24 protein-coding genes and 1 pseudogene are annotated in these 23,846 nt (G+C 60.1%); 8 read left to right on the top strand and 17 right to left on the bottom strand.

Going from position 1 to position 23,846, the window contains the following annotated elements; all coding sequences use genetic code 11:
* Positions 1 to 17 precede the first annotated feature (17 nt).
* Positions 18 to 767, top strand: a complete 750-nt coding sequence (locus HDE75_RS08930; protein WP_183674828.1) for a TorF family putative porin — start codon at positions 18 to 20, stop codon at positions 765 to 767.
* A 53-nt stretch (positions 768 to 820) separates the two neighbouring features.
* Here HDE75_RS08930 and HDE75_RS08925 read toward each other — a convergent pair whose 3' ends face one another.
* The 3 genes from HDE75_RS08925 to HDE75_RS08915 are packed head-to-tail and all read right to left on the bottom strand — an operon-like array spanning position 821 to position 2,695.
* Entirely contained in the window at positions 821 to 1,318 is a 498-nt protein-coding gene (locus tag HDE75_RS08925) for a P-loop NTPase family protein (protein ID WP_260173821.1), read from the bottom strand.
* 10 nt (positions 1,319 to 1,328) lie between these two features.
* Positions 1,329 to 2,378, bottom strand: coding sequence for a 4-hydroxy-tetrahydrodipicolinate synthase (gene dapA, locus HDE75_RS08920; RefSeq protein ID WP_183674833.1), 1,050 nt, complete (start codon positions 2,376 to 2,378; stop codon positions 1,329 to 1,331).
* A complete protein-coding gene (locus HDE75_RS08915; protein ID WP_260173819.1) occupies positions 2,375 to 2,695 on the bottom strand; it encodes a hypothetical protein in 321 nt (106 codons plus the stop codon). The genes dapA and HDE75_RS08915 overlap by 4 nt, the downstream gene beginning before the upstream one ends.
* 248 nt (positions 2,696 to 2,943) lie before the next feature.
* Here HDE75_RS08915 and HDE75_RS08910 point away from each other — a divergent pair, with 248 nt between their 5' ends.
* Together HDE75_RS08910 and HDE75_RS08905 are read left to right on the top strand one after the other, a co-directional pair.
* A complete protein-coding gene (locus HDE75_RS08910; RefSeq protein ID WP_183674836.1) occupies positions 2,944 to 3,939 on the top strand; it encodes a gamma-glutamyl-gamma-aminobutyrate hydrolase family protein in 996 nt (331 codons plus the stop codon).
* A complete protein-coding gene (locus HDE75_RS08905) occupies positions 3,936 to 5,012 on the top strand; it encodes an alginate lyase family protein (protein WP_183674839.1) in 1,077 nt (358 codons plus the stop codon). Before HDE75_RS08910 ends, HDE75_RS08905 begins: the two co-directional genes overlap by 4 nt.
* A gap of 1 nt (position 5,013) precedes the next feature.
* On the opposite strand, the gene HDE75_RS08900 is transcribed toward HDE75_RS08905, so the two are convergent.
* From HDE75_RS08900 to HDE75_RS08870, 8 genes and pseudogenes are all read right to left on the bottom strand, one after another.
* A complete protein-coding gene (locus tag HDE75_RS08900) occupies positions 5,014 to 7,488 on the bottom strand; it encodes a TonB-dependent siderophore receptor (RefSeq protein ID WP_183674842.1) in 2,475 nt (824 codons plus the stop codon).
* 95 nt (positions 7,489 to 7,583) lie between these two features.
* Positions 7,584 to 8,363: a FecR family protein gene (locus HDE75_RS26720; RefSeq protein ID WP_260173912.1), complete on the bottom strand. Its 780-nt coding sequence runs from the start codon at positions 8,361 to 8,363 to the stop codon at positions 7,584 to 7,586.
* Positions 8,364 to 8,423: 60 nt separating this feature from the next.
* Positions 8,424 to 8,915 (bottom strand): annotated as a pseudogene (locus tag HDE75_RS26715) (sigma-70 family RNA polymerase sigma factor); the annotation flags it as partial.
* A 272-nt stretch (positions 8,916 to 9,187) separates the two neighbouring features.
* Entirely contained in the window at positions 9,188 to 10,318 is a 1,131-nt protein-coding gene (locus tag HDE75_RS08890; RefSeq protein WP_183674848.1) for a YbdK family carboxylate-amine ligase, read from the bottom strand.
* Positions 10,319 to 11,506 carry a cation:proton antiporter gene (locus tag HDE75_RS08885; RefSeq protein ID WP_183674851.1) on the bottom strand — a complete coding sequence of 396 codons (1,188 nt, stop codon included), beginning with the start codon at positions 11,504 to 11,506 and terminating at the stop codon, positions 10,319 to 10,321.
* Positions 11,507 to 11,815: 309 nt separating this feature from the next.
* Entirely contained in the window at positions 11,816 to 12,985 is a 1,170-nt protein-coding gene (locus tag HDE75_RS08880) for a vWA domain-containing protein (protein WP_183674854.1), read from the bottom strand.
* Positions 12,979 to 13,605, bottom strand: coding sequence for a GNAT family N-acetyltransferase (locus tag HDE75_RS08875; RefSeq protein ID WP_183674857.1), 627 nt, complete (start codon positions 13,603 to 13,605; stop codon positions 12,979 to 12,981). The genes HDE75_RS08880 and HDE75_RS08875 overlap by 7 nt, the downstream gene beginning before the upstream one ends.
* Before the next feature lie 9 nt (positions 13,606 to 13,614).
* A complete protein-coding gene (locus HDE75_RS08870) occupies positions 13,615 to 14,484 on the bottom strand; it encodes an AAA family ATPase (protein ID WP_183674860.1) in 870 nt (289 codons plus the stop codon).
* A 219-nt stretch (positions 14,485 to 14,703) separates the two neighbouring features.
* Here HDE75_RS08870 and HDE75_RS08865 point away from each other — a divergent pair, with 219 nt between their 5' ends.
* Together HDE75_RS08865 and HDE75_RS08860 are read left to right on the top strand one after the other, a co-directional pair.
* A complete protein-coding gene (locus HDE75_RS08865) occupies positions 14,704 to 15,033 on the top strand; it encodes a c-type cytochrome (protein ID WP_183674863.1) in 330 nt (109 codons plus the stop codon).
* Positions 15,034 to 15,044: 11 nt separating this feature from the next.
* The gene (locus HDE75_RS08860; protein ID WP_183674866.1) at positions 15,045 to 15,386 is read left to right on the top strand and encodes a c-type cytochrome; all 342 of its coding nucleotides are present in this window, start codon (positions 15,045 to 15,047) and stop codon (positions 15,384 to 15,386) included.
* A gap of 29 nt (positions 15,387 to 15,415) precedes the next feature.
* Here the strand turns inward: HDE75_RS08860 and HDE75_RS08855 are convergent, their stop codons facing one another.
* The 4 genes from HDE75_RS08855 to HDE75_RS08840 are packed head-to-tail and all read right to left on the bottom strand — an operon-like array spanning position 15,416 to position 17,850.
* Complete coding sequence (locus HDE75_RS08855; RefSeq protein ID WP_183674869.1) at positions 15,416 to 15,799, bottom strand: DoxX-like family protein; 384 nt, start codon at positions 15,797 to 15,799, stop codon at positions 15,416 to 15,418.
* Entirely contained in the window at positions 15,796 to 16,266 is a 471-nt protein-coding gene (locus tag HDE75_RS08850; RefSeq protein ID WP_183674872.1) for a DUF2269 family protein, read from the bottom strand. The genes HDE75_RS08855 and HDE75_RS08850 overlap by 4 nt, the downstream gene beginning before the upstream one ends.
* The gene (locus tag HDE75_RS08845; protein WP_221291776.1) at positions 16,263 to 17,381 is read right to left on the bottom strand and encodes a saccharopine dehydrogenase family protein; all 1,119 of its coding nucleotides are present in this window, start codon (positions 17,379 to 17,381) and stop codon (positions 16,263 to 16,265) included. Before HDE75_RS08845 ends, HDE75_RS08850 begins: the two co-directional genes overlap by 4 nt.
* A gap of 46 nt (positions 17,382 to 17,427) precedes the next feature.
* Positions 17,428 to 17,850 (bottom strand): DUF1841 family protein, encoded by a 423-nt coding sequence (locus HDE75_RS08840; RefSeq protein WP_183674875.1) that lies wholly within the window; start codon positions 17,848 to 17,850, stop codon positions 17,428 to 17,430.
* A 488-nt stretch (positions 17,851 to 18,338) separates the two neighbouring features.
* Between HDE75_RS08840 and mqo the strand changes: the two genes are divergently transcribed.
* Positions 18,339 to 19,985, top strand: coding sequence for a malate dehydrogenase (quinone) (gene mqo / locus HDE75_RS08835; protein WP_221291775.1), 1,647 nt, complete (start codon positions 18,339 to 18,341; stop codon positions 19,983 to 19,985).
* Positions 19,986 to 20,119: 134 nt separating this feature from the next.
* On the opposite strand, the gene HDE75_RS08830 is transcribed toward mqo, so the two are convergent.
* Positions 20,120 to 20,749, bottom strand: coding sequence for an RNA pyrophosphohydrolase (locus HDE75_RS08830; RefSeq protein ID WP_183674878.1), 630 nt, complete (start codon positions 20,747 to 20,749; stop codon positions 20,120 to 20,122).
* A gap of 204 nt (positions 20,750 to 20,953) precedes the next feature.
* Between HDE75_RS08830 and HDE75_RS08825 the strand changes: the two genes are divergently transcribed.
* The gene (locus tag HDE75_RS08825; RefSeq protein ID WP_183674881.1) at positions 20,954 to 22,690 is read left to right on the top strand and encodes a proline--tRNA ligase; all 1,737 of its coding nucleotides are present in this window, start codon (positions 20,954 to 20,956) and stop codon (positions 22,688 to 22,690) included.
* 5 nt (positions 22,691 to 22,695) lie between these two features.
* Positions 22,696 to 23,313, top strand: coding sequence for a lytic transglycosylase domain-containing protein (locus HDE75_RS08820; protein WP_183674885.1), 618 nt, complete (start codon positions 22,696 to 22,698; stop codon positions 23,311 to 23,313).
* Positions 23,314 to 23,394: 81 nt separating this feature from the next.
* Here the strand turns inward: HDE75_RS08820 and HDE75_RS08815 are convergent, their stop codons facing one another.
* The gene (locus tag HDE75_RS08815) at positions 23,395 to 23,790 is read right to left on the bottom strand and encodes an SWIB/MDM2 domain-containing protein (RefSeq protein ID WP_183674888.1); all 396 of its coding nucleotides are present in this window, start codon (positions 23,788 to 23,790) and stop codon (positions 23,395 to 23,397) included.
* Between the last annotated feature and the right edge of the window lie 56 nt (positions 23,791 to 23,846).

The raw sequence follows: 23,846 nt of genomic DNA, 5'->3' as shown, positions 1-23,846 counted from the left end.
ATAATAAAGAGAATCGCATGAACAAACTACTAGTTGCACTTGCAGTCGCCACAACCTTTGTGGGCAGCCTGGCCCACGCCGACGAGGCCAGGCCGGACAATGAACTGAGCTTCAATGCCGCTGCCGTATCGGACTACCGCTACCGAGGCATTTCGCAAACGCGCTTGAATCCGGCATTGCAGGGCGGCGCCGACTATGTCAACAACCCGACCGGCCTGTACGCGAGCGCCTGGGCCTCGACCATCAGCTGGACCAAGGATAGCGGCGGCAGCGGCGGGGTGGAACTCGATCTGTCTGCCGGCAAGCGTGGACAATTGGGCAGCGATATCGGCTATGACGTGGGGGGGCTGGTGTATGTGTACGCCGACAATGGCTTGAAAGACATCATCGGCCTGGCCGATGCGAATACCCAGGAAGTCTATGGCCAGCTATCGTACGGCCCTGCCTACATCAAGTATTCGCAGGCGGTCTCCAACCTGTTCGGCATCGCCAACAGCAAAAATAGCAGCTATGTGGACGTGGGTGCGAATATTGGCCTGGCTGATGGCTGGACCGCCAATCTGCATGCCGGTTACCAGAACGTGAAAAACAGCGATGCATCGAGCTACGCGGACTGGAAGGTGGGACTCACGCGTGATTTCGGTTTCGTTACGGGCGCGCTGGCCGTGATCGGTACGAACGCGGATAAACAGGCTTACGCTTCGCCGGCGAATGGCAAATTCCTGGGCAAGACGGCGCTGCAACTGACGGTCAGCAAGACGTTTTAATTGAGTGGGAAAAGCGGCTGGGTGTTTTGCACCTGGCCGGCTTTTTCAGGTTTTCAGGATGGGATGGAGTCGAAGACGGCGTGGTACAGCTGTTCAGCGGCGATGGTGCTGGCAGCCGGGATTTGCGCGGCCAGCGCACGCGCTGCGAGCGGTGCGGCATCTGCCACCAGCAGCACGCGCAGTTCGGGATTGATGGTACGTGCATGGGCGATGCGGCGCACCAGGTTCGCTTCGTCGGCCAGGCCGTCGACGGACACCACCAGTACGCGGGCGGCGATCATGGCCGAGCGGCTACCGAGGGAATCGCGCGCTTCGCTATCGATCACGATGTCGTGGTAGCAGTTGACCAGGTGTTCGAGTTCGGGCTGCAAACCCTTGGCGCTGATGGGGCGCGCCGTCAGGTGTGCCAATGCATGCTCGCCCGCGGCCTGGGCCTGATCGAGTGCGCCGTGGCGCGGGTCGGCGTCGAGCAGCAGCACTTTGCGGCCCGCTTGCGCGCGCGAGGCGGCCAGGGTGCTGGCCAGCCTTGCCGCCAGGATGGATTTCTCCATCCGGCCCTGTTCAGCTGTGATAGCGATGATCATCGTGGCGTACCGCTGGAATGATGTTGGAGGTCGACACCAGCTGCAGCAAGCAGCCTTCGCGCGGTGTTTCCTGTGCTTCCTTGCCGCAGGCGCTCCAGCGCGGCAATTCCATCAGTTGTTCCAGTGCCTCGGCCAGTTTGGCCTGGCCATCAGAGGACATGGGCGTCATCGGCAGGCGCAATTCGTCACGCACCTTGCCTTGCAGGGCCAGCGCTGCCTTGACAGGCGCGGGATTCGGTTCGGAGAACAGCAGGCGGATCACCGGCAGCAGGGCCTTGAACAGCACGCTGGCAGCGCCATGGCGGCCGGTCTTGACGAGGTCGTACAATTGCGCATACAGGTCGGGGCGCACTTGCGCGGCGGCCGACATGGCGCCGTGCCCACCCATGGTCAGACTGGCCAGCAGTAGCGCGTCGTCGCCGCACAAGACGTCCAGCCGGGTTTCCAGCAGCAGTTCGCCCAGTTGCTGCAGCTTGCCGCCCGCTTCCTTGATGGCGACGAAATGCGAGTCGCGCGCCAGCTGGGCGACGGTTTGCGGCGTCATGTTGACACCGGTGCGCGCTGGTACGTTGTACAGCACGATCGATTGGTCGGTGGCGTCGGCGATGGTCTGGAAATGGCGCACGATGCCTTCCTGCGAAGGGCGCACATAGGCGGGTGTGGAAATGAGCAGGCCGGCCAGTGGATGGTCGTTATAGCGCTGCACGGTGGCCGTGACGGCGCGCGTATCGCTGCCACCCACGCCCATCACGACCGGGAAGTGGGGACCGACGGCTTCGAGTACGGCGTCGAGCAGCATGGTCTGCTCAGTTGCATCGAGCATGGCTGCTTCACCGGTGGTGCCGCAGACCACCAGGCCCGAGATGCCGCTGCCGGCCAGTTCGTCGGCCAGCTGCTGGGCGGCGTCGATATCGATTTCGCCATCGCGGAACGGTGTCACCATCGGTACCCAGATGCCCTGGAAGTGGGTAGTGATGCGCGAAGATGACATGGTTTTTTCAGGCAGCTGGTGCAGATGGGTGCTCATGCGCCTTTCCTTTCGCTGATGCGGCCAAATTCCGCCGCTGGCAGCAAACGCATCACGGCGTCCATCGTCAGGCGCAGCGCCGGCTCCGTCACGCACAGCCATACCTTCATGCGCTCGGCATGTTCAATCGCCTCGACGCGCATGAACGACAGCATGCTGCCGCAGGTTTTCACGACCAGCTGGCGCAGCTCGGCCAGGCAGGCTTTGTCGACCGTGATATGCATGAGGAAAGTGGGCAGGCGGGACTGATGATGGCGTGCATGGGAATGGTGACTGACTTGGTGCTGGCGCGCTGGCAGACGGGAAAGGGGTTCCATGGTGGCTTTGCAGCTGTGGTTGAGATGTAGCCAAGGTTAGCAGCGGCGCCGTAAAGATACTGTAAAAAGCGCGGGCATCGGCGTAAACGCGGCATATGCGATAGCGCCGCAAGGCGGGCGTTGTTGCATTTATACGCCGCGCACCGGCTCTTTATGGGGCACTTATGTGCTTTTGTTACAAAATTGAATCGTGTATCCGGGGCTGGAGGTTTATATTGAAACCGTCTCCGCTTACAACAAGCCATGCCATGCCCGACGAAAAAAGCCCTCCCGACCCAGCCGATTTGAATCCACCGCGCCACCCCGAAACCGTGGGCAAGGCGCCTTCTGGCGATGACCGTGAACACCGCGCGCGCGATGCCGTTCCCCGCTATTTGAAAGAAAACGATACGCCCTTCGCTCTGGCCTGGCGCGTGATCACTTCGCGCTACCGCGCCATGCGCGACAAGGCCAGCCGCGATTTCATGCGGCGTACCCTGCGCATCGGCATTTCGGCGCGGATTTTCCATCCGGAGCCGGGCGCTACCGGCTTGCGCAGCAAAAACCTGCAATACCTGGAAGAGTCGATCGCCCAGTGGGTGATGTCGCGCGACGTGCTGGTATTCATGATCCCGACCGTCAATACCGGTGGCTTGCTACATCCCAGTAACATCACCTTGCGCCACTATGCGCGCCACCTCGATGGCCTGGTGCTGCAGGGCGGCGCCGACGTTTCGCCGCAAACCTATTCGGAGACGGCCACGCGCCCCGAGTGGAGCGGCGACCGCGCACGCGATGTGTATGAACTGGAACTGCTGCATGAATTCGTCGATGCCGGCAAACCCGTGCTGGGTATCTGCCGTGGCTGCCAGTTGATCAACGTGGGCTTTGGTGGCACCCTGTACCAGGATATCGCCTCCGACGTGGAAGGCGCAAGTTCGCACGTGAACGATTTGTATGACCGCCACCGCCACACCATCGTCTTCCCGAAAGGCTCATCCTTGGCGGGCCTGTTTCCGAAAACGGGCGAAGCGCTGGTCAATTCCATCCACCACCAGTCCGTCAAGGACCTGGGACGCGATATCACGGTCGAAGCGGTGTCGCAGGGCGACAATATCGTCGAGGCGATCCGCTACCAGCGCGCGCGTTTTGTGATGGGCTTGCAGTGGCATCCCGAATTTCATTCTGCCGGCGGCGTCGAACTGCTCGATTGCACGCCCATCCTCGATAACTTTTTGCGCGCGGCGCGGGAGACACGGTTTTGAATCAGGACAAAATGTGTCCGCAACGGCGTTTGCTGCTGACAGGCTTGCTGGCGCTGCCGTTTGCTGGTCTCCATGCGGCGCCACAGGCAGGCAGCGTGCCGCTGTTTGCCCTCACATCGCCACAGCGTGCCGCCAGTTTGCGCGAGCGTACGCCGCCGCAGGCCCAGGCCGAATTGATCAAGGCGGCGCAAAAAACGCTGGACCGGCCGCTGCACCTGATGTCGCTGGTGCGCACCAGCGGCTTGCTCGATGGCGAAGGCACGCGTGCACAAAGCCAGCAAGCGCAGGAAGACTGGCGCCAGGCGCGCTTGCAGGCGCTGGCCTGGCGCTTGTCGGGCAAGCAGGAGCATCTCGATAGCGCGCGGCGCTATGTGCTGGGCTGGACGGCCAATTTCCAGCCCTCCTACAATCCCATCGATGAAACGGACTTGAGCAGCCTGCTGTTTGCGTATGACTTGATCGCCGATGCGCTGAGCGATGGCCAGCGCGAGCAGGTACGCCGCTTTGGCCGCACCCTGGCCACCGGTTATCTGGCGCAGCGGGTGCTCAACGGCGGACCTGGCACGGCGCGCAATAACTGGCACAGCCACCGCATCAAGCTGGGAACGGCGGGCGCCTATGTCAGTGGCGAGCCGGCGCTGATCGTGACGGCGCAGCAGCGTTTTGCCGAGCACATACCGCACAATATCCACGATGACGGCTTGCCGCTTGACTTTGAACAGCGCGATGCGCTGCACTATGTGGTCTACACCCTGGAGCCGCTATTGATGGCGGCCCTGATGGCGCAGGTCCACGGTGAAGACTGGTATGGCGCGAATAAACGCCTGGGTGCGGCGCTGGCCTGGCTGGAGCCATATGCCAAGGGCAGCAAGACGCACGAGGAATTTGTCCACAGCTCGGTGTCGTTCGACCGCAAGCGCGCGGCAACCGGCGTGCCGGGCTTCGTGGGGGAATGGCAGCGCAATGGCGCCGCCACGGTGTACCAGCTGGCGGCCCGCTTCGATATGCGTTATGCGCCGCTGGCCGGCGAACTGCATCCGCCGGCGTGGGTGCAGGCGCTGTTTGCTGCCTGATTCAGAACTTGCTGCGCAAAGTGAACATGGCATTGCGCGGCTCGCCGTAAAAACCCGTCTCGAACAAGCCCAGGCCCGTCAGGTACTGCTTGTTGAACAGGTTATTCACATTGAGGCTAGCCGTGACGGTTTTGCTGATGTCGTAGCGGACCATCAGGTTGAGCAGGGCATAACTGCCCTGGGCGATGCGGGCATAGTCTTCGGCGGCCGGGTTCCATAGCTTGCCGTAGTAGCTGCTTTGCCAGTTGACACCACCGCCCACGGTGATCTTGTCGAGGCTTGCAGGCAGGCGCCAGCTGCCTTGCACGCGTACCAGGTGAGCAGGCTGCGTAGTTTGCAGCATGGTGGAAAACACATCCTTGTCATCGGCGTCGCGCACATGCGAGTAGGTGTAGCCGGCGCTCAGTTTCACATTTTTCGCCACTTCGCCCGTCACTTCCATTTCCAGGCCGCGGCTGGCGACGCCGTCTACGGCCTTGTAGGCTTCCTCGCCATTGACGCTGCCCACATAGCTGGCCACATTGCTTTGACGGATCTGGAATACGGACGCGCTGGCATTGACCTTGCCATCGAGATATTCTGCTTTCACACCCGCTTCGATGCCCTTGCCGCGCACGGGTGAGAGGAAGTTACGGTTGATATCGCGGTTGCTTTGCGGCGCGAAGATGCTGGTATAGCTGCCGAATACCGAATAGGTCTGGTCGAGGTCATACACGGCGCCTGCATAGGGCGTGACGACCTTGCTTTCCTCGATGTGCGACTGGATGTCTGCGGTGCTGCGGTCGAAGAAAGTACGGTCCTGGTCCTGCTTGTAATTGCTGATGCGCGCGCCGAGGATCAGCGAGAAGGCGTCGGCCGGATGCAGGCGCACGGCGCCGTACAGGCCGCTCTGGCGCGTACTGTCATTGTCATTGCCCAGGCGCGTGAAGGCTGGTTCCGCGTACTGGCCGCGCCAGTCGAAATAACTGCCTTCCAACGGTGGATAAACCGATTCGTAGACGGGGCCATGCTGTTTCGCCGTCGATGATGAGTACCCAAACATGGCTTCATGCTGGCGGCCAAAGGCGGTGAATGGGCCGCTGGCGTCGACGTTGAGCGTGGTCTGGCGGCGGTCGCCCATGTATTTGCCCATGAAGAAATAGCTGCCTGCTCCGGTGGCGGGGTCGGGATTGCCGCCGCTGGCCGAACCGAGCACGCTGTCATGCTTGCTGCGTAGCTGGTTGGCATTGAATCTGATTTTCCAATCGTTGGCGAAACTGTGTTCCAGCGATGTGAACAGGGTCGTATTCTGCATGTCGCGGCGGCTCCAGTCGGTGGCCGGATTCCACGAGGTGGGGAAGTTCGTACGGGTGCCATCGGAAAACAGCACCGGGAAACCGGTCCAGGTGGAGCCGCGCGGCTTATAGTCCTGGTGCGTGAGGCCGGCCGTCAGCAGGGTGACCGGTGTCAGGTCCGCTTCGACGATGCCGTAGGCGACCGATTTCTGCTGCTTGTAGCGGTCCAGGTAGGAATGCTTGTCCTGGTAGGCGCCCACCACGCGGCCGCGCACCGAGCCGCTGGCGTTGAGGGGGCCGGAAAGGTCGATCTCGCCCCGGTAGTTGTCCCAGGAGCCGGCGCCCACGCTGGCCGAACCGGTGAATGCGGCGGTAGGGCGCTTGCGTACCATGTTGACGGTGGCCGATGGGTCGCCCGAACCGCTCATCAGGCCGGTCGCGCCTTTCAGCACTTCGATGCGGTCGTAGATGGCCATGTCGCTATTGGTCGTGCCCCAGTCATACACGCCGTCATAGATGGCCGAGACGCCGTCGTACTGGAAATTGGTGACGGCGAAACCGCGCGCCCAGAAGCTCCAGCGGTCGCTGTCATAGTTTTGCACATTGACCCCATTGACGTTTTTCATCACGTCGGAGACGGCATTGCTGTTCTGGTCATCCATCTGCTGGCGCGTGACGATGGTCAGCGCCTGCGGCGTTTCGCGCTGGCTCAGGAGCAGGCCGGTGGCGCCGCTGGCGGGGCCGCCCGTATAGCTGCCCGTGCCGCCGGTGACGGCGCTGCGTTCGGCTGCCGCCACCACGGTGACGCCGCTCATGACGGCCACGCCACGGCTCTCTGGCGAGACTGCGCTACTGTCAGCGGCGATTTTTTGCAGCAGGTAGCCGCCATTTGGCTGCGGCACGGCTTGCAGGCCGCTGCCGGCCAGCAGCGTTCGGAAACCATCCGGCAAGCTGTAGCTGCCTTGCAGGCCGGGGCTGCGCAAGCCTTGCGTGGCCTCGCTGGAAAAGGACAGCAGGATGGCGCTGTCGCTGCCGAAGCGCGTCAGCACATCGCCCAGGGAGCCTGCGGGGATGCTGTAGACGCGTACTTGCTGGGCCTGGGCGGATATGGCCGGTAACACCAGCGCCAGGCTGACGCCGATGCGGGACAAGGCGCAGGCGAGTACGCTGCGTTTCAATAAGCGGAGAGGAACGTGATGCATGAAATAAAACCTTTCGTGGATGCGCGAGATAGGGACTGCCTATCCTCCAAGTCACGCGAGCACGGCCAAACAGCTCATTGTGCAGAAAATATTTTTTAGCGCTGCGCCAGTTCGATGCGCATCATCTGATGGCCCCAAAAGCGGGTAACGGTGTCGCGCCGCAGCTGCAAGCTGGCGCACAGGGTATCGAGGATGGCGTCTACATCGGCCAGCGGGTAGGAGCCGGAGACGCGCAGATTGGCCAGGCCAGGCGCACAGGCCAGCGGATACGCGCTGTAGCGCGACAGCTCGGCCAGGAAATCGGCCAGGCGCATGTCGCGCACCACCAGCATGCCATTGAGCCAGGCGCCGCCATAGGCGGGCAGTGCCTGGCGATGGACATCGACGCGGTCGTAGCGGGCGCCTTCGCCCGGATGCAGCACCACGCGCTGGCCATCGTCGCCATCGAGAACGGCGACGGCGCCTTCCAGCACACCGGCGCTGGCGTAGGTGTCGTGCAGGCGCACGGTGAAACGCGTGCCCAGCGCCTGCAGACTGCCATAGGGCGTATTTACGAAGAAGGGGCGGCGTACCGCATCCTTGCCGGTGGCGATGAAGATTTCACCGGCCAGCAGCGCGATGCGCCGTTGCTCGCCGCTGTATTCGATATTGACAGCACTATTCGTATTGAGCGTGAGCTCGGTGCCATCGGCCAGCATCACCACGCGGCGCTGGTTGACGCCCGTGCGGTAGTCGGCCGTCCAGCTGCGCCATGGTGTCTGGCGCTCCAGCGCGTAGAGCGAGGCGCCGGAAAACAGCAGCAGGCATAGCGATTTGATGGCTTGGCGGCGCTTCGGCTGCTGGCGGGCGCAGGCGCGCAGCAGCTTCGTGCACATCTCCAGCGGCAGGTGTGCATGCTGTGTTTGCAGATTTTGCCATGCTTGCGCGGCGTAGTCTGCGCGCTGCAGATGGCGCTTGACGGTAGCCAGCGAAATACCCAACTGGCGCGCGATGTCTTGCTGCGGCAGCTCGTCCAGTTGGCGTAGCAAAAAGGCGCGCCTGACGGGTAGCGGCAGGCCGTCCAGCATATGGTCCAGGTCAAACAAAGTAGAGAGCAGCAATGCCCGTTCTTCAGGCGAAGGTGCATGCTGTGCCGGCAGTTGCGCCAGCAGGTCGAGGTAAGCCAGTTCGAGTTTCTGGCGCCGGTAGTGATTGCACAGCACGCGCTGGGCAACAGTGGCCAGAAACGCCCGCGGTTCGCGCGCGGCAACAGCTTCTTCGCGGTCCAGCAAACGCACGAAGGTATCTTGCGCCAGATCGGCCGCGCAGGCGGGGCTGCCCATTTTCTTGCGCAGCCATCCCTGCAGCCAGCCATGATGGTCGGCATACAGTGTCGCGATTTCCTGGCGTCGTAGCGGCTCTGCCAGCGGCATCGCGTCCCTTTGCATGGCCGGCCCTTCCGGGATGGCTAGTGTTAAACAATAATAAGAATCATTCTCAATATTGTAACAAGCACCATGCTCGCTGTAAACGCTGGCAAAGATAGGGTGTGGTTTTTAGATTTCAGCTTGAGCGGTAAAAGTCACGACGCCAGGCAAAATCGTCGCGAGCGGAAGGCAGAGGTGGCCGGGAAGCGCAGCCGTACTAAGTACGGGGCCGCCGAGGCGGTGAGCATCGCAGGCAGCCTATGCCGAAGCGCAGCAGGCTTTGTCTGGCGTCATCAGTAGTTCATGGGCTCACCACGGAAACACCTGATCGCTGAATCAACCATGCCTTCGGCGCTGCCTTGCAGGCTGTGCTGCTTGCGCAGGTATTGCGCATCGCTCCACTGCTTGACCACGTCCGACAAATGCTTCAGCGCCGGCGTGCTGCCCAGCGCTTCGCAGTGCGGTTCCATCTTGCGCAAGGTGGTCATGATGTCTTCGCGCAGCGACATGGTTTCATAGGTTTTCGGATGCGTAATGGCGCCGTCCAGGCCGAAACGGCAAGCCTGGAAGCGGTTGTAGTTATACACCAGGTAATCGTCTTCCACCGGCGGCGTCTCCTTGCGTTCGAGCAGATAGCGGCACAGCGCCTGCAGGTACGCGGCCAGCGCGGCGGCTCGCTCCACCGTCAGCGGCGTGTCGCACACGCGCAGTTCGATGGTGCCAAATTCCGGCTTGGGCCGGATATCCCAGTAAAAATCCTTCATGCTCTTGATGATGCCCGTGTTCTCCATCTTGGAAAAATACTCGTTGGAGAACTGGTCCCAGCTCAGGGTGAATGGCGCGCGTCCGCTCATCGGGAAGGCGAACACGGAGTTCAGGCGCGCCGAGTCGAACAGGGTGTCGCGCCCCTGCACATACGGCGAAGACGCCGACAGGGCAATGAAGTGGGGGATGTAGCGGTTCAGCGAATGCAGCAAGAACATGGCGTCATCGCCCGAGGCGCAGCCGATGTGCACGTGCTGGCCGAAGATGGTGAACTGCTTGGCCAGGTAGCCATACAGTTCCGAAATCTCCTGGAAGCGGGGCTTGGAAAAGATCTTTTGCGACGACCATTGCTGGAACGGGTGCGTGCCGCCACCGGAAATGCCGATATTGAGCTTGTCGCCCGCCGTCACCAGGGTGTCGCGGATTTCCTGCAACTGCGCCAGTAGCGGTGCGTGGTGGGTATGCACGCTCGAATTAATCTCGATCATGCTCTCGGTGATTTCCGGCGTGACGTTGCCAGGGAAAGGCTTCTTGTTCAGCAGGTGCAGCAGGTCGGGGCTGGCAGCCGTCAAATCATAATCCGACAGGTTCACCAGTTGCAGTTCGAGTTCGACGCCGAATGTCAGCGCGGCCGATTGGCCAAAGGGTTCCAGCGGCATTTAGCGCTCCTTGATTTCGTGGGTTTCTTTTGCCAGTTTCAGCACGCCTTGCACCAGCACAGGGCCGAACAGTTCCAGCATCAGGGTGACGGCGGCCAGGGCGTTCAATTCATCGCCGAAATTGACGCCGTGCTGGCGCGCGTGTTCGAGCAGCAGGATGACGAACACGGAAATCGGGGTCAGGGCGGCGCCCGTCAACATGCCCTTGCGCCAGGAAATGCCGCTGACATGCGAGAACGCGGCCACGCCGATGACCTTGGTCAGCAATCGTCCGCCGATGATGGCAAGTGCCAGTGTAGCGCCGGCCGTCACGCTGCTCCATTCCAGGGTCGAGGCGGCGTAGACGAACAGCAGCACGGTCAGCAATTCACCGAGCGGGCCGAAATTGCGCTGCGCCTGGCTGAAAGCGACCCTGCGGTGGCGCGCCACCAGGCCGAAGGTGAGGGTGGCCAGCAGCGGCGACAGGCTGGTGGTGTAGGTCAAAGCGACCAGCAGCATCACCGACAGCGCAAAGGCGACGGTGGCGTCCTGCGCCATATTGCCCAGGCGGCGCAGCATGGCAGGCACGATGATGCCGAATACGGTGCCGGCGGCGACCGACGCGGCCAGTACGGCGGCGCTGCTGCTGGTCGCTTCGATCAGGTCCGTCGAGCTTTGGAACATCCAGAAGCCGACGATGATATTGAAGGTGAATACGGCCAGCACGCAGTTCAGCGCCGTCAGGTGGACGATGCGTTCCGTGACCTGGCCCGAGCTGCGTTCTTCGTTAATCACGCGCATGATGGTCGCTGGCGAAGTCGACATCGACAGGGACGCCAGCAGCAGCGCCGTCATCGAGGTGGCGCCAAATTCGATGCCGATGAAGTACACCACGATAAAGGTAAACAAGGACTCGACCAGACCCGTGACGGCGATCCAGGGATTGTTTTTCAGCCAGCGCAGATTGATGCGGTAGCCGACTTCGAACAGGATCAGGCCGAAGGCCACGTCGGCCAGCACCAGCATCGGGCCGGCGTCCGTTTGCGGCAACACGCCGACCTGGCTCTGGGCCAGGATAAAACCGATCACGCCATAAAAGCTGATGCGCGGCAGGCCAGTCCAGCGGTGGCCGAATTCACCGATGACCCAGGCCAGGGTAATGGCGAACGGCCAGGACAGATCGGTGGCGATCGAGAGAATACTTTGCATGCTCACTCCTTTGATTTGGCGCTGGCACCGGCCGGCAGCGTCCAGGCTGGCGCGGCAACATCGTGGTGCAGCGATGGTGCATTTTTTGCGCAGGCCGCGATGCGCTGATTCTACCGGAGCAGAAGCCGCGCACGGCGTACACAATCGAACCGTGCCACGGCCATGGCGGCCGTGCACAAGATGCAGCAGGGGCAGGATAAGCCATGCCGATGCGCGCTACCCGTAGCGGAGTAGATCCGCAGAGTTAATCAGTACCGCAGTGTACGGCATGGCGGCGCCATGCCGCCATGGATTCTTTGTTGCGTCTTTTTATTTACTGAGCAGGCGCATGCCCTGTTCCAGGCCATTGACCGATAGCGGAAACATGCGGTTGTTCATCAATTGCCGCATGATGCCTATCGATTGGCGGTACTGCCACAAGCCTTCCTGCTCGGGATTGAGCCAGATGAATTTAGGGAAGGCTGCCGTGAAGCGCGACAGCCAGACCGAGCCAGCTTCCTCGTTGTTGTACTCGACCGAGCCACCCGGCTGCACGATTTCATAGGGGCTCATGGTGGCGTCACCGACAAAAATCAGCTTGGTGTCGGGCGGGTATTTGCGCAGCACGTCCCAGGTGGGAAAACGCTCGGATTGACGGCGCCGGTTGTTCTTCCACAGGGTGTCGTAGACGCAGTTATGGAAGTAAAAGAATTCCATGTTCTTGAATTCCGTCTTCGCCGCCGAGAACAATTCCTCGGTGCGCTCGATATGGTCATCCATGCTGCCGCCCACGTCGAACAGCATCAGCACCTTGATGCGGTTCTTGCGTTCGGGGCGCATGCGGATATCGAGATAACCCGCGTTATTGGCCGTGGCGGCGATGGTGGCGTCCAGCGCCAGTTCGTCTTCCGCGCCCTCGCGCGCGAACTTGCGCAGGCGGCGCAGCGCCACCTTCAGGTTGCGCGTGCCCAGTTCGCGCTCGCCGTCATAATCCTGGTAGCTGCGCGCTTCCCACACTTTGACTGCCGTGCGGTTGCCACCCTTGCCGCCTATGCGTATGCCTTCGGGATTAGTGCCGCCATTGCCGAATGGCGAAGTACCGCCGGTGCCGATCCACTTGCTGCCGCCTTCGTGGCGTTCTTTTTGCTCCTTTAGCAGTTCGTTCAGGCGGTCCATCAATTTATCGTAGCCGAATTTTTCCAGCTGCGCCTTTTGCTCGTCCGAGAGTTCGCGCTGCATGCGTTTGAGCAGCCAGTCCAGCGGGATCGCCGCATTCGATTCAAAGGCTGCGTTGACGCCCTTGAAATACTGCGCGAAGGCGCGGTCGAACTTGTCGAAATGGGCTTCATCCTTGACCAGGGCCAGGCGCGACAAATAATAAAAATCGTCCATCGAAGCGCCGATGACATTCTTTTGCAGCGCCTCCAGTAAAGTCAGGAATTCCTTGATCGATACGGGAATCTTCGCATCCTTGAGCGTGAAGAAAAAATCGATCAGCATGGCGTTTCCTGTATTGCCCGGGGCAGTGCCACGATGGGCCGTTGCGCCAGCTTGTAGCGCAGATGGGCGGCGATTTCTGGCCACTCGCCACGCGTAATGCTGTACATGACCGTGTCGCGCACGGTGCCGTCGCGGCGCAGGGCATGGTGGCGCAGTACGCCATCTTTTTTTGCGCCCAGGCGCTCGATGGCTGCTTGCGAGGCGTGGTTGAAATTGTCGGTGCGTAGCCCCACCAGCGCGCAGTCCAGCGTTTCGAAGGCGTGCGTCAGCAATAGCAGCTTGGCGGTGGTGTTGACGTGGCTGCGCTGGCAGCGTTTGGCATACCAGGTATAGCCGATTTCCAGGCGTGCTATGGCGGGCAGTACGTCGTGGTAGCTGGTCGTGCCGATCACCTCGCCGCTGTCCATATCGATGACGGCGAAGGCGAAGCGCGAGGGGCGCATTTCGATGCCCTTGAAGATGTACTGGTCGATCTGGTCTGGTTCGGGCACGGAAGTGACGCGCAATTTCCACAGTTCGCCATCCATGGCGGCGGCCCGCAGGCCGGCCGCGTGGTGCGGCGCCAAGGGTTCGAGGCGGATGCCGTTCAGTTCCAGCGTGACGGGTGCTATCTCGTTCATCGGCGGTCCTTAACGGTTGGTACGCGACATGAACATCAGGCGTTCGAACAGGTGCACATCCTGTTCATTTTTCAGCAGCGCGCCATGCAGGGGCGGCACGATGGTTTTATTGTCGCTGCTGCGCAGCGCCTCGGCCGGAATATCTTCGGCCAGCAGCAGCTTGAGCCAGTCCAGGAACTCCGAAGTCGACGGCTTTTTCTTCAGGCCCGGCACATCGCGCACGGCATAAAAGGTTTGCAGCGCCTGTGCCAGCAATTCTTGTTTCAGGTGCGGATAGTGGACGGCGACGATTTGCTCCATCGTGTCCTTGTCGGGGAATTTGATGTAATGAAAGAAGCAGCGGCGCAGAAAGGCGTCCGGCAATTCCTTTTCATTGTTGGAGGTGATGATGACCAGCGGACGGTGGCGTGCCGTGACCATTTCGCGCGTTTCATAGACATAAAACTCCATGCGGTCCAGTTCGCGCAGCAAGTCGTTCGGAAATTCGATGTCGGCCTTGTCGATCTCGTCGATCAGCAGCACCACCGGCTCGGGCGCGGTGAACGCCTGCCACAGCACGCCCTTGACGATGTAGTTCTGGATGTCGCGCACGCGCTCGTCGCCCAGCTGCGAATCGCGCAGGCGCGAGACGGCGTCGTATTCGTACAGCCCTTGCTGCGCCTTGGTGGTCGACTTGATATGCCATTGCATCAGCGGCATGTTCAGCGCCCCCGCCACTTCCTCGGCCAGCATGGTCTTGCCGGTGCCCGGTTCGCCCTTGATCAGCAAGGGGCGTTGCAGGGTCAGCGCCGCATTCACGGCCAGTTTCAGGTCGGCGGTGGCGACATACTGATCGGAGCCTTCGAAGCGCTGGCCTGGCTGGGGGTGCTGTGCTTGCATGAGCGGTCTACCTGAAGATGAAAGAAATTGAGTATAAACAGAACTGTGCCAGCCTGCCACGCAAGCGCTCTGTGCCCGCCTGCACACACTGTGTTTTTTGTAGGTGGACTTGCAAGAATATCTTGGTTAGAATCGGCAATTAACAGCTTATTTGTCAACATTTAGGAATAAAAAAACAGTCCTGGCGTTTCTCCGATTACCTTTGTTCACTTTGCCACTATGAAAAAAATATTTGCACTTCTCGTGCTTGCCGGCATAGCAAATGCCGTCACAGCGGCTGACATTGTAGGAAACGCCAAGGCCGCCACAGCCAAGGTGGAAATGTGTATCGGTTGTCACGGTATTCCAGGTTACAAGGCCACCTTTCCGGAAGTGTTCCAGGTGCCGATGATCGGTGGGCAGCCGGCAAAATATATCGAGAACGCGCTGCAGGCGTATAAAAAAGGTGACCGCAAGCATCCCAGCATGAAGGGGATTGCCACCAGCCTGTCGGACCAGGACATTGCCGATGTCGCCGCCTATTACTCGCAACAAGCCAAGCCGAACTGAGGGCCAGCCAGATGAAAAAAACCTACGCCATCCTGCTCTTCTCAGTCGTTTCCTTCTCTGCCAGCGCTGCCGGCAATATCAGCAAGGGCAAGGTGCTGGCGGAAAAATACAATTGCGCCACCTGCCATGGCAAGGATTACGGCACGCCCATCGACCCCTCTTACCCGAAACTGGCGGGCCAGCACCGCGATTATCTGGAGCACGCGCTGACCGCCTACAAGCGGGGCGACGCGCCTAACGGACGCAACAATGCCATCATGACGGGCCAGGTCAAGCCGCTGACTAACCAGGACATCAAGGACCTGGCCGCTTACTTCCACAGCTTGCCCACCACCTTGGTGACCCACCGCTGATCGTTGCTGCGCCGTATTCGGAGGCTGCGCTAGCCGCGGCTTTTCTCATATAGCGCCAGAAACACCAGGCCGATGGCCAGTGTGATGTTTTTCGTGAGCGGCCCGAAAGGGTGGATCAGGAATTCCGGCAGGAAGAGGGCGATCACCAGCGAATAGCCGGCCACCAGCGCGCATTGCATCCACCACAGCCATGGCCTGGCATGGACCAGTGACCCGATGCCCATGAGCAGGTCGGCCAGGCACGAGGCGGCAAACACTTGCCCGGTATGGGATGTGATACCGCTGCGTTGCAGCCATGCGATCGACTCGGCCTGCGGATACAGGTACCATGAGACATACGCGGTCCATAGCCAGATGAAGGCCATGCCGAGGCGCATGGCCCAGTATAGCCGGGTCAGGTTCGCTGCTGTCATGGCGAGGGCTTGGCAACCATCAGCCAATAGACCAGCATGAACGCGACAAATGCGGGCACGCCCAGCCAGAACCAGCAGCGCGCATAAACCCAGTACAGACCCGGCAGCGCAGTAGCGGTGTCGTCCGCCAGACGGGCCAGGCTGCGCATGCGGATTTGCAGCCACAGCACGGGCAGCCAGCAGGCGCCTGCCAGCGCATACAGCAACATCGAAACCAGCACCCAGCCGGACAGTATCGGATAGCCGGCCAGGTGCGCCAGCGCCAGTCCGGACAGCGGCTGGATAATGACGGCTGGCGTCGTGAACAGCCAGTCGGCCAGCACGGTCTTTTCGGCCGACAGCCGAATTGCGCGCACTTCGCCGCCCCGATCGGTGATCCACTTGAAGAAAGCGATGCCGATGCCGGTGCCGAACAGGATCGTGGCGCTGAGGATGTGCAGCCATTTGATAAACAGGTACCAGCTCATGCCGGCACCTCGGTCACGTCATGGCCTTGCAGCGCGGCCAGGTAGTCCTCCACCGTGAGCAGGCCGACGCATGGCATCGCACCATGTGGCACTTGTGCGTCATCGCGTGTGCTGGTGGCCAGTTTGTTTGCCAGGGCGATTGCGGCGCCGCAGGGGATATGCGGGCCGTGGTTTTGCGCTGCCAGCAACTGCCATGTCAATGACAAAGGCTGGTCATCGCGCCCCACGCCGTCCATCGTCACGAACATGGCGCCCTTGTCGCTGACCAGCGGTTCCAGCCACTGGCTGATCGCGTGCAGCGGCCTGACCAGCGGTAGCAGGCTGCGTAACAGGCCCAGCCGCACGAGTTGTGCAGCGGCCCAGACGAACAGGTGACCGGGGGCGCTGGCAAAACCGGCATGAAACGTGACGGTCTCAAGGCCAGGATAGCGCTGCGGGAATAGCGTCAGGTCGGGCACGTCGCAACTGCCCAGCAAGCGCGATCCAATCGGCGCTGCAAAACGGTGGCGTTGCAGGTCGAGCCAGCCGTGCGTGGTTTCCTGGCGGCCGGCGACGAGACGCTGGAAGGGTTTGCCGCCATACGAAAAGATGCCGGCCATGGTGGCGACGCCTGGTGCGCGGGCGCCGGACGCGATGCCGTGGCGGATGGACATGAGCTGGCCAAAGCGTGGCAGGTAGCGTTCTACCACCGCCGACGATAGCGCCGGCAGCGAGCTGGCGCCGCTGGTGACGAAGACGCCGCGCTGAAGCGCCCGGTCATTGAGGCTGGCAATGCCGGCGACAAAATCGCGGCCGTCTGCCAGGTCGATATAGTTGGCGCCAGCGTCTATCGCGGCGCACGCGACGCGGTAGTCCTGGCCCTGGAACGGGCCTGCGGTATGGATCAGTGTGTCTACCTGCAGTTCAGCCAGGCGCTGCGCCAGATCCGGGGCATGCGCGTCGAGCGCCAGCGCCTGCTGTGGCGGCAGGCCCAATTGCGCCGTCAATGCCCTGGCCTTGCCAGCATCGCGCCCTGCCACCAGCAAATGGATATCCTTGTTGGCGGCCAGCACCTTGCAAATGCGCGCGCCGAAAAAACCGTAACCGCCTAATACAAGAATCGTGTGATTGGCCAAGGTATCCTTCAGTTGATGAGTTCCTTGGCAAGATGATACTACCTGATCAGCGCCGGCGCACGCTCTCGATATACGCGTCCGTGTCCGGCGGCAAGCCTGAACGCTGCGAGGCCCAGATCATCTGGCCCAGGCATTCCATCACTTCATGCTGGGCCGCATGCATGGAATCGAGGCGTTGCGTCAGTTGCTGCACGGCCGGGCGGATGCCGCGCGGCTGGTCCACCTGCACTTGCTCCGTGATCGACAGATGCATGGACAGGTGCAAAAAGGGATTGGCTTGTCCCCCTTCGACGGAGTAATCGCGGGCCAGCGCCGCTTCGACGTCGCTCAGCTCGTTTTCATACTCGGGGTGTTCCAGTATCCAGTCGAGCGCGATCGCTTCCATGGGACTGAGAATTTCATGTGCGCGGTGCTTGCGCAGGGTATCGCAAAAGAAACGGCGCACATCATCGGAAGATGGATTAAACATCGTATTAGTACGTAAATGGAAGCAAGCAGCATTGTACCGCGTACGTTGATGACATACCGATTGTTGCCCCAATTCCCGAGGTTACAGCGCATTTATGGGTTTTTTCTGATCTTTTGGTTAATTTAATTTAATACCATCCAGTAAGTATTATCCCCAATCCTTTCGAACGAGCAACGTCAATTAACGGTGATAAAATTCTTGTTCTTGACATTTGCTATGGACTTGGCCGCGATTTTGTTGCCAGTTTTTGCCGCCCGGCGGGCTGTGCAGAGGCCGCGCCGTGGTTTGTATTGTCCGCACCCTTGCCACCAGATTTGCTCTTGAAACATCCGGGAGCATGGCAGCATGCATGCTCATTATTACCAGAATCCGCCTGTCCGGCCGCCCCTGGCGCACCGGATGGCGGAGTGTTTGCTTTATCTGCTGGTGCTGCTGCCGTAGTGGCGTGCAAGAACAACCTTCTGCTGTATTCAATAACGGAGTTACGTATGCGTAAATCGCTTTTACTTTTGATGTCGTGCCTGATCCTGGCGGCATGTGACAAGACGCCACCTGCGTCGTCGGAAAAACCGGTCGATGTGTTGCTGATTGGCGCCGGCACCATGAGCGCCACCCTGGGCAGCATGCTCAAGGAACTGGATCCATCGCTGACCATGGCCATGTATGAGCGCCTCGATTCGGTTGCGGCTGAAAGCTCGGACGCGATGAACAACGCCGGTACCGGCCACTCCGCGTTCATGGAACTGAACTACACGCCAGAAGCGGCCGACGGCCACGTGGAAACCAAGAAAGCCGTTGAGATCAACGAGCAATTCGAGATTTCCAAGCAATTCTGGGCCTATGAAGTGGCGCATAAAAACCTGGGCGATCCACGCAGCTTCATCAACAACGTACCGCACATGAGCTTTGTGTGGGGCGACGACAATATCAATTTCCTGCGCAAGCGCTACGCTGCCCTGCAAAAAGAAAATCTGTTCAAGGGCATGCTGTATAGCGAAGATTATTCGCAGATCCAGCAATGGGCGCCGCTGGTCATGAATGGCCGCGACAAGAACCAGAAGGTTGCCGCCACCCGCATGGAAATCGGTACTGACGTCAACTATGGCGCGCTGACCCGCAGCCTGGTGAAGAACCTGACCGAAAAACACGGTATGGAATTGCACCTGCGCAACCAAGTGGAAGACATCAAGCGTGGCGCCGATGGCGTATGGAACGTGAAAGTGAAAAACCTGGCTGACGGCAAGGAACAGAACGTACGCGCCAAGTTCGTCTTCGTCGGCGCTGGCGGCGGTGCACTGCCGTTGCTGGAAAAAACCGGCATTCCTGAAGCCAAAGGCTACGGCGGCGTGCCAGTCGGCGGCCAATGGCTGGTGACCACCAATCCTGAACTGATCAACCAGCATTACGCAAAAGTCTACGGCAAAGCTTCGGTTGGTTCGCCACCGATGTCCGTGCCGCATCTCGATACCCGTATCATCGATGGCAAGCGCGCTCTGCTGTTTGGCCCATTCGCTACCTTCTCGACCAAGTTCCTGAAAAACGGTTCGTGGATCGACTTGCCAGCCTCGATCGGTACCGGCAATGTGCGTCCTATGCTGCAAGCTGGCTATGACAATATCCCACTGACCAAATACCTGGTCCAGCAAGTGATGAATTCGCCTGAAGACCGTCTGGCAACGCTGCGTGAGTACCTGCCAAACGCGAAAATGGAAGACTGGAAACTGCAAAACGCCGGTCAACGCGTACAGATCGTCAAGGATGATCCGGTAAAAGGTGGCTTGCTGCAGTTCGGCACCGAAGTTGTCGGTGCAGGCGATGGCAGCATCGTGGCACTGCTGGGCGCCTCGCCAGGTGCATCGACCGCGCCACCGATCATGATCAAAGTGTTGCAAAAAGCGTTTAAAGACCGCCTGGCAACGCCAGAGTGGCAAGCGAAGATGCTGGAAATGGTACCATCGTATGGTCAAAAGCTGAACAGCGACCCTGCACTGGCCAACCGCATCCGCCAATACAGCAGCGGCGTGCTGGGCTTGAAAGCGTTCACGCTTGACGTGCCAGGTGCACCGGCAGCAGCAGCGGCTGGCGCTTCGGCTTCGGCATCTGTACCTGCACCAGTGGCAGTAGCGGCAAAATAAGCGATAAGGAGAGGGGATGGCTTGCCATCCCTGTCCTGACGCAGCCGGCAAGATTAGTTTCCGGCATGAAAAAAGGGGCAGCCTGTTTAGGCTGCCCCTTTTGCATGGTGCGCTGCGTGCATGATGGACCGGTCTTACTCCTTGCCTGGCAGTATCAGTTCCGGCGTGCAACTTTCATCGCTGCTCCGCTCGCAGCCTTGTTCCGCTGACGTGGCCGCTTCTGCTGCGCGTGGCGCATGCGGCTGGCGCAAGTAGCGCGAGGTATGGCGTTGTTGCCCGTTGCCATGCGCTGGCCAGGTCAGGAAGCGTGACAACTCCTGCAAGGCGCGCTGGTATACATCGCGTTTAAATTCAATCACGACATCGAGCGGGACCCAATATTCATGCCAGCGCCAGGCGTCGAACTCAGGATGGTCGGTCAGGCGCAGATTGACGTCGTTATCGCGTGCGCACATTCTCAGCAGAAACCAAATCTGCTTCTGGCCACGGTAATGGCCGCGAATTTCGCGCTTGATGAAGTGATCTGGCACTTCATAGCGCAGCCAGTCGCGGGTGCGTCCGACAATTTTGACGTGTTCCTGTCTGAGTCCGATTTCCTCTTCAAGTTCGCGAAACATGGCTTGTTCCGGTGTTTCGCCATATTTGATACCGCCTTGTGGAAACTGCCATGAGTGCTCGCGCACCCGCTTGCCCCACCACACCTCGTTCTGGGCGTTTAGCAGGATGATGCCGACGTTGGGCCGAAACCCTTCACGGTCGAGCATAATGCACCTCAAACTTTCTGCGACAGAGCGTCTTTTTTTACATAATTACCCACAACTGCGCAAGCCGGCCGCCTTTTCGGAGGGCGAAAAGCGCCGGAATCGCACCAATTGAGCGCATTTGTGTAAAGTATGGACGCATCAGCCAGCTAATCCTTTAAAATTAGGTTGATTATAACCCTCTCTTTTTAAAAAGAATTCACCGTTATGCGCGCCTCCCGTTTTTTTATTTCCACACTTAAAGATGCACCTTCTGACGCAGAAATCGTCAGCCACCAATTAATGATGCGTGCAGGCATGATCAAACGCCTCGGTTCCGGCATTTACACCTACATGCCGATGGGCTTGCGCGTAATCCGCAAGGTGGAAGCCATCGTGCGTGACGAGATGAACAAGGCCGCCGGTATCGAACTGCTGATGCCGCTCGTACAACCTGCTGAACTGTGGCAAGAGACGGGCCGCTGGACCAAGATGGGTGACGAGCTGATGCGCGTAAAAGACCGCCATGGCCGCGAATACGCGATCCAGCCGACCTCGGAAGAAGTCATCACCGACGTCGTGCGCACGGAAATCAAATCCTACCGCCAGCTGCCACTGAACTTCTATCACATCCAGACCAAGTTCCGCGACGAGCGCCGTCCACGTTTCGGCCTGATGCGCGGCCGCGAATTCACCATGAAGGACGCCTATTCGTTCGACCGCGACCTGGCGGGCCTGCAAGCATCGTATAAAGTCATGTTTGACGCCTACACGCGCATCTTTACGCGCTTCGGCTTGAAATTCCGCGCCGTGGCGGCCGACAACGGCGCCATCGGCGGTTCCGGTTCACATGAATTCCACGTCATCGCCAATACGGGCGAAGATGCACTTGTGTATTGCCCTACGTCCGACTACGCCGCCAATATGGAAGCGGCTGAAGCGCTGCCGCTGGCGGGCGAGCGTCCAGCTGCCACCCAGGCCTTGACGAAAACGGCCACGCCGGACACCGTCAAGTGCGAAACCGTGGCTGCCTTGCTGGGCCTGGACCTGACGCAAACCGTAAAAACCATCGCCCTGACGGTGGAAACGGAAAAAGACAGCAAAGTGGCTAAACAGTATTTCATGCTGCTGCTGCGCGGCGACCATGAATTGAACGAGATCAAGGTGGGCAAGGTTGCCGGCCTGGCTGGTCATCGTTTCTCGACGGAAGCAGAAATCCTGGAAGTCTACGGTTCCATCCCTGGCTACCTGGGCCCGATCGGCACCAAAGCGCCCGTCACCATCGTAGCTGACCGCACAGTTGCCCACATGAATGACTTCGTTTGCGGCGCGAATGAAGGCGGTTTCCACTACACAGGCGCCAACTGGGGCCGCGACGTGGCCGAGCCTGCCATCGTGGCCGACTTGCGCAATGTGGTCGCCGGCGACGCTTCGCCAGACGGCAAGGGTCTGCTGGCCATCGAGCGCGGCATCGAAGTGGGCCATGTGTTCCAGCTGGGTACGGCGTACTCGGAAAGCATGAAAGCCACCTTCCTCGATGAAAACGGCAAACCGGCGCCACTGCAGATGGGTTGCTACGGCATCGGCATCACGCGCATCCTGGGCGCCGCCATCGAACAGAACTTCGATGACAAGGGCATTATCTGGCCAGCCTCGATCGCGCCATTTGAAGTGGTGCTGTGCCCGATGGGCATGGACCGCAGCGAACTGGTCAAGGAAGAGACGGAAAAGCTGTACGCCGCCCTGCAAGGCGCTGGCGTGGATGTCATCGTCGACGACCGTGGCCTGCGTCCTGGCGCCATGTTTGCTGACTGGGAACTGATTGGCGTGCCGCACCGCGTTGTCATCGGTGAGCGCGGCCTGAAAGAAGGCAAGCTGGAATACCAGGGCCGCCGCGATACGGAAGCGACCGGCGTGGCGCCGGACGAGATCGTTGCCTTCATCCAGGGCAAAATGGCGCAGTGAAGCGCATGCAAGTAAGTAAAACGGCTGGCGCCCTCGCGCTGGCCGCCTGCCTGGCCTGTGCTCCCCTTGCACAGGCAGGCAACCAGAAGGAAGAGGCGCTGGCCGATTCCGTACGGCTTGCCCTGTCGCAAGCCATTCTGGATGGACGTCCGCCGCAAGCCAGATTTAGCTCCACCATTGAACTGCAGCGCTACCAGCAATGGCTGGCGCAGATGTCGCAGCGTTTGCAGCGCAAGCTGCCCGATACCCAGCTGCGCACGGAATTTCTGGAAACCGTCTGGTATGAATCGCGCCGCGCGGGCCTGGAGCCGGCCCTGGTGCTGGGCTTGATACAAGTGGAGTCCGCTTACCGCAAGTATGCGGTCTCGCTGGCCGGTGCGCGCGGCTATATGCAGGTGATGCCGTTCTGGACGGGCGTTATCGGCGATAACGACCGCAGCAAGCTGTTCCACATGCAGACGAATCTGCGCTATGGCTGTTCCATCCTGCGCATGTACCTGGATATGGAAAAAGGCGATCTCTACCTGGCCTTGGGCCGCTACAACGGCAGCCGTGGCCGGCCCGAGTATCCGAATGCGGTACGAGCGGCGTGGCAGCAGTGGGAATTCAAGCCAGCCAGCTAAAGGTAGCATCCAAAAAAATGCCCCGCTCGCTTATTTAGCGGCGGGGCACTCACATGGCTTGCTAGCCCTGCGTCGTTCTTATTATTTCAAATGATCGGAGATGAGTTTCGTCATTTCAAACATGGAGACCTGGGCTTTGCCGCTGAAAACGGCTTTGAGCTTGTCGTCTGCATTGATCATGCGGCGGTTGGCCGGATCTTGCAGATCGTGTTTTTTAATGTAATCCCATACCTTTTTGGTCACTTCAGTGCGCGGCAGCGGTGCTGCGCCAACGACGGCCGCTAGGTCTTTCGATGGCGTCATGGCTTTCATGAATGCTGCGTTTGGTTTGCGTGGTGTTGCCGGTGCTGCCGCTTTCTTCGCCGCTGCTGGTTTAGCTGCTGCTTTGGCTGCGGGTGCTGCTTTTTTCGCTGCGGCAGGCTTGGCTGCTGCTGCTTTGGCTGGCGCTGCTACTGGGGTTTTTTTGGCTGTTGCCATCTTCGAGCCTCCTTAACAAACACATGGGAAATTGCGCAATTGATCGCACGGCTAAT

The sequence above is a fragment of the Janthinobacterium silvisoli genome, assembly GCF_014200725.1.
Taxonomy (GTDB): domain Bacteria; phylum Pseudomonadota; class Gammaproteobacteria; order Burkholderiales; family Burkholderiaceae_D; genus Janthinobacterium.
This window is presented reverse-complemented; position numbering and strand designations above follow the sequence as displayed.

Coding starts and splice junctions, on each gene's coding strand:
- HDE75_RS08825 (WP_183674881.1), top strand. CDS start 20,954: ATGCGCGCCTCCCGTTTTTTTATTTCCACACTTAAAGATGCACCTTCT.
- HDE75_RS08915 (WP_260173819.1), bottom strand. CDS start 2,695: ATGGAACCCCTTTCCCGTCTGCCAGCGCGCCAGCACCAAGTCAGTCAC.
- HDE75_RS08855 (WP_183674869.1), bottom strand. CDS start 15,799: ATGACAGCAGCGAACCTGACCCGGCTATACTGGGCCATGCGCCTCGGC.
- HDE75_RS08820 (WP_183674885.1), top strand. CDS start 22,696: ATGCAAGTAAGTAAAACGGCTGGCGCCCTCGCGCTGGCCGCCTGCCTG.
- HDE75_RS08865 (WP_183674863.1), top strand. CDS start 14,704: ATGAAAAAAATATTTGCACTTCTCGTGCTTGCCGGCATAGCAAATGCC.
- dapA (WP_183674833.1), bottom strand. CDS start 2,378: ATGAGCACCCATCTGCACCAGCTGCCTGAAAAAACCATGTCATCTTCG.
- HDE75_RS08880 (WP_183674854.1), bottom strand. CDS start 12,985: ATGCTGATCGATTTTTTCTTCACGCTCAAGGATGCGAAGATTCCCGTA.
- mqo (WP_221291775.1), top strand. CDS start 18,339: ATGCGTAAATCGCTTTTACTTTTGATGTCGTGCCTGATCCTGGCGGCA.
- HDE75_RS08870 (WP_183674860.1), bottom strand. CDS start 14,484: ATGCAAGCACAGCACCCCCAGCCAGGCCAGCGCTTCGAAGGCTCCGAT.
- HDE75_RS08875 (WP_183674857.1), bottom strand. CDS start 13,605: ATGAACGAGATAGCACCCGTCACGCTGGAACTGAACGGCATCCGCCTC.
- HDE75_RS08910 (WP_183674836.1), top strand. CDS start 2,944: ATGCCCGACGAAAAAAGCCCTCCCGACCCAGCCGATTTGAATCCACCG.
- HDE75_RS08930 (WP_183674828.1), top strand. CDS start 18: ATGAACAAACTACTAGTTGCACTTGCAGTCGCCACAACCTTTGTGGGC.
- HDE75_RS08890 (WP_183674848.1), bottom strand. CDS start 10,318: ATGCCGCTGGAACCCTTTGGCCAATCGGCCGCGCTGACATTCGGCGTC.
- HDE75_RS08850 (WP_183674872.1), bottom strand. CDS start 16,266: ATGAGCTGGTACCTGTTTATCAAATGGCTGCACATCCTCAGCGCCACG.
- HDE75_RS08925 (WP_260173821.1), bottom strand. CDS start 1,318: ATGGAGAAATCCATCCTGGCGGCAAGGCTGGCCAGCACCCTGGCCGCC.
- HDE75_RS08830 (WP_183674878.1), bottom strand. CDS start 20,749: ATGCTCGACCGTGAAGGGTTTCGGCCCAACGTCGGCATCATCCTGCTA.
- HDE75_RS26720 (WP_260173912.1), bottom strand. CDS start 8,363: ATGTGCACGAAGCTGCTGCGCGCCTGCGCCCGCCAGCAGCCGAAGCGC.
- HDE75_RS08815 (WP_183674888.1), bottom strand. CDS start 23,790: ATGGCAACAGCCAAAAAAACCCCAGTAGCAGCGCCAGCCAAAGCAGCA.
- HDE75_RS08885 (WP_183674851.1), bottom strand. CDS start 11,506: ATGCAAAGTATTCTCTCGATCGCCACCGATCTGTCCTGGCCGTTCGCC.
- HDE75_RS08840 (WP_183674875.1), bottom strand. CDS start 17,850: ATGTTTAATCCATCTTCCGATGATGTGCGCCGTTTCTTTTGCGATACC.
- HDE75_RS08860 (WP_183674866.1), top strand. CDS start 15,045: ATGAAAAAAACCTACGCCATCCTGCTCTTCTCAGTCGTTTCCTTCTCT.
- HDE75_RS08900 (WP_183674842.1), bottom strand. CDS start 7,488: ATGCATCACGTTCCTCTCCGCTTATTGAAACGCAGCGTACTCGCCTGC.